We start from the raw sequence: 11,757 nt of genomic DNA, 5'->3' as shown, positions 1-11,757 counted from the left end.
ATTAGCTTAGAAGTAAATGTGATTTTTAATTGAATCCCCATGCGCCTAGTCTTGCTGATCAGTCAGCAGTCATCCAGGAGCAATACCATGAGCAACGTCAGCGCTTTGCCAGCCCACTCAGGTACGACGCCGTCGGGTAGCGGCAGCGTGCGCGACAGAGTGTCGCCGGAGGAATGGGAAGTCCGGGTCAAGCTGGCGGCGGCCTATCGGCTGGCGGCGCTCAAGCGCTGGACCGATCATATCTATACGCATTTCTCGGCACGCGTGCCGGGCCCCGACGAGCACTTTCTGATCAACGCGTTCGGGCTGCTGTTCGATGAAATCACCGCGTCCAACCTGGTCAAGGTCGATATTGACGGGACTATTGTCGATGACCCCACCGGGCTGGGTATCAACTACGCCGGTTACGTGATACACAGCGCCATTCATGCTGCACGCCACGACCTGCAAGCGGTGCTGCACACCCACACCCGTGACGGTATAGCCGTGTCGGCCCAAAAGGACGGGCTGCTGCCTATCTCTCAGCACTCGATTGCCTTCTCCGGCCGGGTGGCTTACCACGGCTATGAAGGCATTGCGCTGGACTTGAGTGAACGCGAACGGCTGGTTGCCGACCTGGGTGACAAAAGCGTGATGATCCTGCGCAACCATGGGTTGCTGACCGGCGGGGTGAGTGTCGAGCATGCGTTCCAGCAGCTTCATGCCCTCGAGTACGCCTGCAATATTCAGATTGCAGCGCAGTCGGCGGGTAACGCCGAACTGGTGTTCCCGCCGCGCGAGGTCATTGCCAGGGTGGAGCAGCAGGCAAAGGCCATCAAGGACGGGCATGCGCCGGGTGTCCCACGGCACTGGAATGCCCTGATTCGCGAGCTGGAGCGTAACGACACCGACTACAAGACCTGAGCCTGCAACGCAGTGATGCGAGGCGCTTGAGGTTGGTGTAGTGTGCGCAGCCAAAACAAGGGGCGCACACATGCAAGACCTGCTGAACGAAATCCTCGATGAAGTAAGACCTTTGCTTGGACAGGGCAAGGTAGCCGATTACATCCCGGCACTGGGCGAGGTCCGGCCAGATCAGCTGGGCATCGCGGTGTACGGCAACGATGGTCAGGTGTTCAGCGCCGGTGACGCCGAAACAGCGTTTTCGATACAGAGCATTTCCAAGGTGTTCAGCCTGGTACAAGCCATCGGTCACTCGGGCGAGGAGATCTGGCAGCGCCTCGGGCACGAGCCTTCCGGCCAGCCGTTCAACTCGCTGGTGCAACTGGAATTCGAGCAGGGCAGGCCGCGCAACCCGTTCATCAATGCCGGTGCGCTGGTAATCTGCGACATCAACCAGGCGCGGTTTGCAGCACCGTCACTGTCAATGCGCGACTTCGTTCGACGCCTGTGCGGCAATCGGGCGATCACCTCCGACTCCAAAGTCGCTGACTCCGAATACCAGCACCGTTCGCGCAATGCTGCGGCGGCCTATCTGATGAAATCCTTCGATAATTTTCACGGCGATGTGGAAGACGTGCTGCGCAGCTACTTTCATCATTGTGCGCTGAGCATGAACTGCATCGACCTGGCCAAGGCGTTCGGGTTTCTGGCCCATCAGGGCTTTTGCGCTCACAGCGGCGAGCAGGTCCTTACGGCGCGACAGGCCACCCAGGTCAACTCGATCATGGCCACCAGCGGCCTGTACGACGAAGCCGGCAATTTCGCCTATCGCGTAGGCCTGCCGGGCAAGAGCGGGGTAGGCGGTGGTATCGTTGCGATCGTGCCCGAGCGTGCTTCGGTCTGTGTATGGTCCCCGGAGTTGAACGCAGCGGGCAATTCCCTTGTCGGTATGGCTGCGCTGGAGAAACTCAGCGCGCGGGTCGACTGGTCGGTCTTTTGAGATAAAAAGCCTTCTGAAGTGAACAGCGCGTCGAAGCGCGAACCAGACAGGAGTCATGGATTGAATCGAAGGCTATGCAAATCGCTCCTGCTGAGCGTCGGGCTGCTGGTGTTGGCAGGCTGTGGCACGCAGCGCGTCCAGGAACCCGAACTGACGCCTGAACAGGCGCGTGCGCAGATCGTGCGTCTGATGCCTGCCAATGTGACGGATCGCCAGGCGTGGGCTACGGATATTCATGCCGCGTTTGCTGCGCAGAAGATCCCGCTGACCACCGAAAACCTGTGTTCGGTGATGGCCGTTACCGAGCAGGAGTCGACCTTTCAGGTCGATCCAGCGGTGCCGGACATGGGCCGCATCGCCCGCGCCGAAATCAACCGCCGCGCGGCGCGGCTGCACATTCCCAATGCGCTGATCGCCACCGCATTGCGCGTGCGCTCGCCGGACGGCAAGACTTACGGCAAACGCCTCGATTCTGCGCGCACCGAGAAAGACCTCAGCGCGATCTTCGATGATTTCATCGGCATGGTGCCGCTGGGGCAGACGTTGTTCGGCAACTTCAATCCGGTCAAGACCGGCGGGCCGATGCAGGTCAGCATCGCCTTTGCCGAGAAACACGCCGAGGATTACCCCTACACGGTCGATGTTTCGATTCGTCGCGAAGTCTTCACCCGCCGTGGCGGCATGTACTTCGGTATCGCCCACCTGCTGGGCTACCCGGTCAACTACACCCAGTCGCTGTACCGCTTTGCCGACTTCAATGCCGGCTGGTACGCAAGCCGCAATGCTGCCTTGCAGAATGCCGTGAGTCGGGCGACCGGCATCGAGCTGGCGCTGGATGGCGATCTGATCCGCTTTGATTCCACCTCGCCGGGCTCCACCGAGCTTGCGGTGCGCACCCTTGGCGATCGACTGGGCATGAACAAGTCGCAGATATGGAGCCAGCTCAAGCAGGGCGACACGCTGGAATTCGAGGACACCGACCTGTACAGCAAGGTCTTCGCACTGGCGGACAGGGCAGCTGGCAAACCGTTGCCCAGAGCGATCCTGCCCGGCATCACCCTGAAAAGCCCGAAAATCACCCGTAACCTCACTACCGCCTGGTTTGCCGAGCGCGTCGACGACCGACGCGAGCGTTGCGTACAGCGCGCACCGAAGTGAGTTTGAATCAACGTGACAGGAGTTTCATCGTCATCGCATCCCGCTTGCCCTCGAAAAACGTATCCAGCACTTTCTGAAACACAGGTCGCTCAGGCGCTGCGATGCTGAACAGGGTCATGCTCGAATGCAGTTTCATGTCATCAGGCGAACTGAAGATCTGTCGTGCCGAACGTTCTACCTGAGGAGCAATGATGCCGGCGCACTGTTCCAGACGCGGGCCCAATACAGGATGTTGCAGGTAAGCCCGGGCCTCGTCGAGATCGGTGATTGCGTAGTGTCGCGCTGTGTCGCTGCGCCCCAGCCCCTGGATCTGCGGGAACACGAACCACATCCAGTGAGAGCGTTTCTGCCCGGCTTCGAGTTCTGTCAATACCTGCTGGAACAGCGGTTGCTGGGCATCGACAAAGCGTTGCAGGTTGTAAGCATCTTTCATGATGAGTTTCCTGTTTTTCAACGAACCTGTGGTCGTATGATGGCCGCCCGACATGGGGGTTCGACCTGTCTGAAGAGTTTTTAAGCGTATGCCGGTTTTCAAGCGTTTCATTTCGTTCATGCACCAGGCCTTGCGCGCGATGCATCTGGTCTGGACCACTTCCCGAGCGCTGTCCATCGGCCTGATCGTCGCCACGCTGATCGCCGGCTTGCTGCCGGCGCTGGCCGCCTGGTTAGGCCAGCGCATCGTCGATGCGGTGGTCGCTGCCATGCAGTTGCACGCCAGCGCAGGCGAAGCACCGTTGTGGCCCGTGTTGCGCTATGTGTTGTTCGAAGCCGGTGTGCTGGCTTTGCTCGCGGCAGCACAGCGCGGGCTTTCCGTGCAGCAGGCGTTGCTGCGCGTGCTGCTGGGGCAGAAGGTCAATACCCTGATTCTGGAGAAGGCCCAGACCCTGTCGCTGTCGCAGTTCGAAGACTCGGAGTTTTACGACAAGCTGGTGCGCGTCCGGCGTGAAGCCTCGACACGGCCGCTGGCACTGGTGACCAAATCCCTGGGATTGCTGCAAAACCTCATTTCGCTGATCAGCTTTGCCGTACTGCTGGTGCATTTCTCGCCCTGGGCGTTGCTGATTCTGGTGCTCGGCGCATTGCCGGTGTTCTTTGCCGAGGCGCATTTTTCCGGCGACGCGTTCCGCCTGTTTACCCGGCGTGCTCCGGAAACCCGTCGGCAGAACTACATCGAAACACTGCTCTCCCACGAGGGCTACATCAAAGAGGTCAAGCTGTTCGGCTTCGCGCCGCTGCTGCTCAAGCGTTACCGCGACACCTTCGAGCGTCTGTATGCCGAAGACCGGCGCCTGACGGTGCGCCGTGATGGTTGGGGCTTCCTGCTCGGCTTGCTTGGCACGGCTGCGTTTTACCTGGCCTACGCCTGGGTGGTGGTCGATGCGGTGCACGGGCGGATCACCCTGGGGCAGATGACCATGTACCTGGTGCTGTTCAAGCAGGGGCAGGCCGCAGTAAGCAGCAGTCTCAGCGCCATCAGTGGTTTATACGAGGACGGGCTGTATCTGGCCGACCTGTATGTCTACCTCGGTCAGCCGGTTACGCCGTCTGCCGGCAGCCTGACCGTGGGCGCGCAGCCCGGTGATGGCATGCGCTTCGAGAACGTCAGTTTCACTTATCCGGGGACCAGCCGTCCGGCACTGGAAAACATCGATCTGCACCTGGCGCCGGGGCGCAGCGTCGCCCTGGTGGGCGAGAACGGCTCGGGAAAAACCACCCTGATCAAGCTGCTGACGCGTCTTTACCAACCTGATCAAGGCCGCATTCTGCTGGACGGCAGCGACCTGCAGGAGTGGGATGAAGACGCCTTGCGCTCGCGCATCGGCGTGATTTTTCAGGACTTCATTCGCTATCAGTTTCTGGTCGGCGAGAACCTCGGCGTTGGCGACACTCAGGCCTTCCATGATGAAGGCCGTTGGCGCGAAGCGGCGGCGCAGGGCATGGCCGCGCAGTTCATCGAACAGCTCGACAAAGGCTACGCCACACAATTGGGTCGCTGGTTTGCGGGAGGCCAGGAGCTGTCCGGCGGGCAATGGCAGAAAATCGCGTTGTCACGCGCTTACATGCGCCGCGACGCCGATATCCTGATTCTCGACGAGCCGACTGCCGCGCTGGACGCAGGCGCAGAAGCGGCAGTATTCGAGCATTTTCGCGAGTACGCCAGAGGGCGCATGACGCTACTCATATCGCATCGGTTTTCCAGCGTGCGCAACGCCGAACACATTGTAGTGCTGGAGCACGGGCGGGTGCTGGAACGCGGTGATCATGACAGCCTGATCGCCACCGCAGGGCGCTACGCCGCGCTGTTCGATCTGCAGGCGCAGGGTTATCGCTAGGTGAAACCGGATAAAAAGTGTTGCAGTGAATGACCAGTCGGCGTTTTATGGGAGCCCTGTTTCAGGCTGTATCTTTTTGAATCAAACGGAGACATCGATGCAATTTCGTAAATTGGGCAAAACCGATCTGTCGGTCAGCGCGATCTGTCTGGGCACCATGACCTGGGGCGAGCAGAACACCCAGGATGAAGCATTCGAACAGATTCGTATGGCCAAGGATGCCAAGGTCAATTTCCTCGACACCGCAGAAATGTACCCGGTGCCGCCGCGTGGCGAGACCTATACCAAGACCGAAAGCATCATCGGCGAGTACTTCAAGAAGTACGGCGACCGCAACGACTGGGTACTGGCCAGCAAGGTCGCCGGTCCAGGTCGTATGGATCATATCCGCGATGGCAATCCGCGCCTTGACCGCAAGAACATCACTGCGGCGCTGGAAGCCAGCCTCAAGCGCCTTAATACCGATTACCTGGACCTATACCAGCTGCACTGGCCGGATCGCAAGACCAACTTCTTCGGCGTACTCGGTTACACCCACGACCCGGATGATCAGGCCGTCGAAATCGAAGAGACTCTGTCGGTACTGGGCGATCTGGTCAAGGCGGGCAAGATTCGCCACTTCGGCCTCTCCAATGAAACGCCATGGGGCACTCAGCGTTTTCTGCACCTTGCCGAAACCCTCGATCTGCCACGTGCCGTCTCGATCCAGAACCCCTACAACCTGCTTAACCGCACGTTTGAAGTCGGTCTGGCGGAAATCGCCATTCGCGAACAGATCGGCCTGCTGGCGTACTCGCCACTGGCGTTCGGCGTGCTGGCGGGCAAGTACCTGGATGGCGCACGTCCGGCCGATGGCCGTCTGACCCTGTTCGAGCGTTTTCAGCGCTACAACAATCCGCAGGCCGTCACGGCTACAGCCAGGTACGTCGCGCTGGCCCGCGAGCATGGTCTGGATCCTTCGCAGATGGCGCTGGCCTACGTGACCAGTCGGCCGTTCGTGACCAGCAACATCATTGGCGCTACGAAACTCGATCAACTGAAGATCAATCTGGAGAGCATCGACGTCACGCTGTCCGATGAAGTCATCGCCGGTATCGAGGCCATTCACACCTCGCAGCCAAACCCCGCGCCATAACCTGCACTGAACTTAATTTCAGCCTCGCCAGTCAGCACTAATACGCTTACTCCGAGGCTGAAATTGATGCACATCTCACTCAAGCAACAAGTCGCAATCGTTACCGGCGCCAGTTCCGGTCTGGGCGCAGGTGCCGCGCGCGCGCTGGCAGAGGCCGGTGCCGCCGTCGTGATCAACTACAACTCCAAGCCTGAACCTGCCGAGAAGCTGGCCGAAGAGATTCGCGCGGCCGGGGGCAAGGCGCTGGCTGTGGGTGCCGACGTTTCGAAAGAAGAAGACGTCGAGCGGCTGTTTGCGCAGACCATCGAACATTTCGGCGCTGTGGATATTCTGGTCGCCAATTCCGGCTTGCAGAAGGACGCGTCGATCGTCGATATGACGCTGGAAGACTGGAATACCGTCATTAACGTTAACCTGACCGGGCAGTTTCTCTGCGCCCGCGCTGCATTGCGCCAGTTCATCAAGCAGGGCATGCGCCCCGGTGTGTCGCGGGCGATGGGCAAGATCATTCACATGAGTTCAGTGCACCAGTTGATTCCATGGGCCGGGCACGTCAATTACGCAGCGTCCAAGGGCGGCGTCGACCTGTTGATGCGCAGCATCGCTCAGGAAGTCGGCGAGCTGAAAATTCGCGTCAACAGTGTTGCCCCAGGTGCCATCCGTACGCCGATCAATGCCGATGCACGCAAGGGCGACGCCGAGAAGGAAATGCTCAAGCTGATCCCTTATGGTCGTATCGGCGAGCCGGAAGATGTCGCCAATGCCGTGCTCTGGCTGGCTTCCGATGCCTCGGATTATGTGCATGGCACCACCCTGTTCATCGACGGGGGCATGACCCTCTATCCGGAGTTCCGAGGCAATGGCTGATTTTTCCGCAGAGGCGCAAAACCGTATCGAGGATCACGGCATCATCGGCGACATGCGCAGTGCTGCCCTGATCGCCGACACAGGCAGTATCGATTTCTGTTGCTGGCCGGACTTCGACAGCCCGTCGATTTTCACCGCGCTGCTGGACACGCCCGACGCCGGGATCTTTCAGCTGGCGCCCGATCTGCCTGACGCCAGGCGGCTGCAAATCTACCTGCCGGACACCAACGTCCTGCAAACCCGCTGGATTTCCGAGGACGCGGTGGTGGAAGTCACCGACCTGATGCCGATCGGCGAGGACAAGGACGATCTGCCGCGCATCGTGCGCCGCGTTCAGGTGCGCTTTGGCGAAGCCACGCTGCGCATGCGCTGCCGAGTGCGCATGGATTACAGCCGCGCCGACACCACCGCGCGGGTCGAGGGTGAGGACATCTGTTTCGAAGCCGCCGGGCAACCGGGCATGCGCCTGTCGGCGGCGACGCCGTTGCGTCTCGAGCAGCACGACGCCGTGGCCGAATTTCATATGCACAAGGGCCAGACCATCGAGTTCATCCTTGGCGGAATTGACGATCCGAACGTTGCTGCGGGCAAATGCTCGCGTTATTTCGATGACACCTTGAAGTTCTGGCGGCGCTGGTCAGGGCAATCGCAATACACCGGGCGCTGGCGTGAAATGGTCACTCGTTCGGCGTTGGCGCTCAAGCTGCTGACCTCGCGCAAGCATGGCGGTATTGTCGCGGCCGCGACGTTCGGGCTGCCGGAGACCGAGGGCGGCGAACGTAACTGGGATTACCGTTACACCTGGATACGTGACGCGTCGTTCACCGTGTATGCGTTCATGCGCCTGGGGTACACCGATGAAGCCAATGCCTTCATGAGCTGGGTGCGTGGGCGACTGGATGACTGCTGCGAACAGACCGAGAAACTCGGCATTCTCTATGCGCTGGATGGCCACGCCGAGCTGCCGGAAGATAATCTCGATCACTTGTCCGGCTACGGCGGTGCGCAGCCGGTACGCATCGGCAACGAAGCGTACAAGCAGGTTCAGCTGGATATCTACGGTGAGCTGATGGATGCCGTGTACCTGGCCAACAAGTACGGCGACGCCATCTCGCACGACGGTTGGCAACATGTGGTGCGTCAGGTCGACTATGTGTGCGAGCACTGGAACGACAGGGACGTGGGCATCTGGGAAATGCGCGGCGGCGATCAGCACTTCCTGCACTCCCGGCTTATGTGCTGGGTAGCGCTGGACCGGGCACTGCGTCTGGCCTTCAAGCGTTCACTGTCGGGGCCGTTCGAGCGTTGGACCAAGGTGCGCGAGGAGATCCACAACGATATCTGGGAGAACTTCTGGAACGACGACCTGGGGCACTTCGTGCAGCACAAGGGCAGTCGCAATCTGGACGCCTCGATGTTGCTGATGCCGTTGGTGCGCTTCGTCGGTGCCAATGATCCCAAATGGCTTGCGACGCTGGATGCCATTGAGGCCGCGCTGGTGCGTGACGGAATGGTGTTCCGTTACCGCAACGACGACGATCATGATGATGGCCTGGCAGGTGAGGAGGGCGCCTTCGTGGCTTGCTCGTTCTGGTACGTCGAATGTCTGGCTCGCGCCGGTCGGGTCGAACAGGCGCACTTGGAGTTCGAGCAGTTGCTGCGTTACGCCAATCCGTTGGGCTTGTACGCCGAAGAGTTCGACGCGCATGCTCATCATCTGGGCAATACGCCACAGGCCTTGAGCCATCTGGCGTTGATCAGTGCGGCCAGTTTTCTGGACCGCAAACTGGGCGGCGGGCAGGCGCTTTGGCAGCCCTGAAAAGGTACAGAAACGCATCAATCACAAGCGGCTCCACGTTGTCGCAATGAATAATGCCACCGGCTGTTCTTTCGGCCGGTGGTTTTGAAACGATGGCCGATATTGACTACTTGAATCATGAGCTAAACGCTATCAACCCATCAGCCGCGCCGGGGGCGTTATACCATTCGGTTGTCTGAAACTTTCTACGCTGCGACAAGTATTGATTCATGGTTCAATCAAGTAACCGGATCGCGCAGTACAACTTCAAAGTTATCAGCCATGCGCGGCGCGAAGGGCCGGTAGTTAAGCAGTGATTCTGTCTGCCGAAGGCCGCTCCTGGATTCGTTGGACCCCCGCGAGCTTCGGCAGCGTCATCTGGATACTCTGCAGGCCTTCGCCAACCTCGCGGCGGCGACGGTGATGGCGGGTTGGCGCCCCGTGAACTCATCTGCCAGCGTGCCGCTCACCAGCGTGTGCGGCAGGAGATCGGACTGGTCGACAACTGGCCGGCGCGCCGTTACCCACTGCAACGTCCGTGCTTCAGGGGATCCTGAAAGCGCCGGTGTGTGGAGATCAAGCGCGAGTTATGTGCCGACAGGGCCAATCCCAAACGACTCGCCAGGCGGTTGGGATCCACAGATATAGCCAAAAGAAGAGTTCATTGGTCGCAGACATCAAAAAAATAATGAATTTCTTCGCCACGAATAGAGTCACCTATACTTCAAGTCACTGCTGAAAAAGGATCAGACTTTCAATGGCACTTCCAAAGCATTACCGCATTGATTATCTGCTGAATGGTTCGTTCAAGAGCTTTTATATACGAACCGAGAATATGGATAACGCTGAAGCATGGCACCACGCAAGTGTCGATGCAGGTCTCGCACGCATACCGAAATATCGACTGGAGAAGGTCGCTCGGGTATCGAAACCCTATGCCGAGCACTTTGGTGTCACCAACGTTGAGTGGGCTCAGGCCTGAACCCACTCAACCCTGCACCCTGTCACCGGTGAGCGATCTGCTCCAGCGCAAGATTGCGTGTGCGTGGCCCGAATCGGCCGATGGTGACGATCACGATCAACATGCTGCCGACGATGAAGGCCAGCACGCCCGGCGTGCCGAAGTGGTCTAGAAATATCCCGATCAGCAGGCTGCTGAACACCGTTGACAGTCGGCTGAACGAGTAGCAGAAGCCTACCGCGCGGGCGCGGATGTTGGTCGGGAACAGCTCACCCTGATACGAGTGGTAGCTGAAGCTCAGCCATGCGTTGCAGAACGTGATCATGATCCCGCAGAAAATCAGTCCTGCCGCGCTGGTCTGAAAGGCGAACAGGCTGCCAAAAATCATCGCCCCCAACGCCGAACCGACGATTTGCCATTTGTTTTCGAAGCGGTTGGCAAATTTCACGAACAGCAGCGGCCCCAGCGGATAAGCCAGCGTGATCACGAACGCATACCCCAGGCTGTGAGTAACGCTCAGGCCCTGACCCGAGAGCAGGGCAGGCAGCCAGTTGCCGAAGCCAAAGAAGCCGATGGCCTGGAACACATGAAACACAATCAGCATCAGCGCGCGGCGCCGATAGGGTGGCTGCCACATGTCGGCAAATCGGCCGTTGCCTGACAGCGCTACGTTTTCCGGTTCAGGCTCATCCAGTGGTTTGCCGTGGTCCTTGATGCAGCGTGCCTCAATGCCGTCCATGATTCGCTCGGCTTCATCGAAGCGTGCCTTCTGCGCCAGCCAGCGCGGCGATTCCGGCAGCGCCGAGCGCAGCCACCAGACAAACAGGGCGAAGACTGCACTGCTGATCACTACCCAACGCCAGCCGGAAAAACCGAAAGGGTCCTGGGGCACCAGCCACCACGACATCAGCGCAACGCTGGGGACTGACAAAAACTGAATGAAGAAGGCAAAGGCGAATGCCGAACTGCGGATGCGCTTGGGCACCAGTTCCGACAGGTAAGTGTCGATGGTGACCAGCTCGACCCCCAGGCCGATACCCACGACGAAGCGCATGCCTATCACGCCCAGTGCAGAGGTTTGCAGGCCCATGATTACGGTGGCCACGCTGTACCAGATCAGCGCGAAGGTAAAGATCGCACGGCGTCCGTAACGATCGGCAATCGGGCTGACAAGGCTGGCACCGAAGAACAGCCCCAGAAAGGTCGCCGAGGCGAAGGCCGCCTGATCGGAGAAACCAAACAAACCCTGGCTTCCTGTGGCGAAGATCCCGTCGCGGATCAGGCCGGGACTGATGTAAGCGGTCTGGAACAGGTCGTAAAGCTCGAAAAAACCGGCGAGAGACAGCAGGGCGACCAGTCGCCAGATAGTCGCGACCGCAGGCAGTCGGTCAATGCGCGCCGAGATATACGCTGCCCGCAACGGCTCGTTCGCGGCTGCCTCGGCATGAGGTAATGAGGTCATGGATGGCCATCCTGAGTTCTTGTTAAGGCCTGAATACTACTCCTTACAATTTGTAATCATTGGTCTTTTAATGCGGTTATCGAGCTCTAAAAGATGAAAAATTGTTCACCGGATCAATTTTTCGATTTTTTATATCGGATCCATTAAAGCGATGGAATTAC

Annotated in this window: 10 protein-coding genes; 8 read left to right on the top strand and 2 right to left on the bottom strand. The window is 59.3% G+C overall.

The features are described from left to right. The first annotated feature begins 87 nt into the window (after positions 1-87). From ACW55A_RS06165 to ACW55A_RS06155, 3 genes are all read left to right on the top strand, one after another. Positions 88-903: a class II aldolase/adducin family protein gene (locus tag ACW55A_RS06165; protein WP_498810660.1), complete on the top strand. Its 816-nt coding sequence runs from the start codon at positions 88-90 to the stop codon at positions 901-903. A gap of 70 nt (positions 904-973) precedes the next feature. Continuing rightward, the gene (glsB, locus tag ACW55A_RS06160; protein WP_003367254.1) at positions 974-1,882 is read left to right on the top strand and encodes a glutaminase B; all 909 of its coding nucleotides are present in this window, start codon (positions 974-976) and stop codon (positions 1,880-1,882) included. 60 nt (positions 1,883-1,942) lie between these two features. Beyond that, on the top strand, positions 1,943-3,040 hold the full coding sequence (locus ACW55A_RS06155) for a DUF1615 domain-containing protein (RefSeq protein ID WP_498810661.1): 1,098 nt from the start codon (positions 1,943-1,945) through the stop codon (positions 3,038-3,040). Between the two features lie 7 nt (positions 3,041-3,047). On the opposite strand, the gene ACW55A_RS06150 is transcribed toward ACW55A_RS06155, so the two are convergent. Next, positions 3,048-3,473, bottom strand: coding sequence for a DUF1810 domain-containing protein (locus tag ACW55A_RS06150; protein WP_060707668.1), 426 nt, complete (start codon positions 3,471-3,473; stop codon positions 3,048-3,050). Between the two features lie 88 nt (positions 3,474-3,561). Between ACW55A_RS06150 and ACW55A_RS06145 the strand changes: the two genes are divergently transcribed. The 5 genes from ACW55A_RS06145 (at position 3,562) to ACW55A_RS06125 (ending at position 10,155) form a co-directional block, all read left to right on the top strand. After that, entirely contained in the window at positions 3,562-5,373 is a 1,812-nt protein-coding gene (locus tag ACW55A_RS06145; RefSeq protein ID WP_498810662.1) for an ABC transporter ATP-binding protein, read from the top strand. Between the two features lie 97 nt (positions 5,374-5,470). Then, positions 5,471-6,508: an NADP(H)-dependent aldo-keto reductase gene (locus ACW55A_RS06140; RefSeq protein WP_003367259.1), complete on the top strand. Its 1,038-nt coding sequence runs from the start codon at positions 5,471-5,473 to the stop codon at positions 6,506-6,508. 66 nt (positions 6,509-6,574) lie between these two features. Next, complete coding sequence (locus ACW55A_RS06135; RefSeq protein ID WP_058397301.1) at positions 6,575-7,375, top strand: SDR family oxidoreductase; 801 nt, start codon at positions 6,575-6,577, stop codon at positions 7,373-7,375. After that, positions 7,368-9,194 (top strand): glycoside hydrolase family 15 protein, encoded by a 1,827-nt coding sequence (locus tag ACW55A_RS06130; RefSeq protein ID WP_003432886.1) that lies wholly within the window; start codon positions 7,368-7,370, stop codon positions 9,192-9,194. Before ACW55A_RS06135 ends, ACW55A_RS06130 begins: the two co-directional genes overlap by 8 nt. A gap of 736 nt (positions 9,195-9,930) precedes the next feature. After that, the gene (locus ACW55A_RS06125; protein ID WP_003367262.1) at positions 9,931-10,155 is read left to right on the top strand and encodes a DUF6555 family protein; all 225 of its coding nucleotides are present in this window, start codon (positions 9,931-9,933) and stop codon (positions 10,153-10,155) included. Positions 10,156-10,177: 22 nt separating this feature from the next. On the opposite strand, the gene ACW55A_RS06120 is transcribed toward ACW55A_RS06125, so the two are convergent. Beyond that, positions 10,178-11,596, bottom strand: a complete 1,419-nt coding sequence (locus ACW55A_RS06120) for an MFS transporter (RefSeq protein WP_498810663.1) — start codon at positions 11,594-11,596, stop codon at positions 10,178-10,180. Positions 11,597-11,757: the final 161 nt, after the last annotated feature.

The organism is Plantibacter cousiniae (nom. nud.) (assembly GCF_977070315.1).
This window is presented reverse-complemented; position numbering and strand designations above follow the sequence as displayed.

Coding starts and splice junctions, on each gene's coding strand:
- glsB (WP_003367254.1), top strand. CDS start 974: ATGCAAGACCTGCTGAACGAAATCCTCGATGAAGTAAGACCTTTGCTT.
- ACW55A_RS06145 (WP_498810662.1), top strand. CDS start 3,562: ATGCCGGTTTTCAAGCGTTTCATTTCGTTCATGCACCAGGCCTTGCGC.
- ACW55A_RS06165 (WP_498810660.1), top strand. CDS start 88: ATGAGCAACGTCAGCGCTTTGCCAGCCCACTCAGGTACGACGCCGTCG.
- ACW55A_RS06130 (WP_003432886.1), top strand. CDS start 7,368: ATGGCTGATTTTTCCGCAGAGGCGCAAAACCGTATCGAGGATCACGGC.
- ACW55A_RS06135 (WP_058397301.1), top strand. CDS start 6,575: ATGCACATCTCACTCAAGCAACAAGTCGCAATCGTTACCGGCGCCAGT.
- ACW55A_RS06140 (WP_003367259.1), top strand. CDS start 5,471: ATGCAATTTCGTAAATTGGGCAAAACCGATCTGTCGGTCAGCGCGATC.
- ACW55A_RS06120 (WP_498810663.1), bottom strand. CDS start 11,596: ATGACCTCATTACCTCATGCCGAGGCAGCCGCGAACGAGCCGTTGCGG.
- ACW55A_RS06125 (WP_003367262.1), top strand. CDS start 9,931: ATGGCACTTCCAAAGCATTACCGCATTGATTATCTGCTGAATGGTTCG.
- ACW55A_RS06150 (WP_060707668.1), bottom strand. CDS start 3,473: ATGAAAGATGCTTACAACCTGCAACGCTTTGTCGATGCCCAGCAACCG.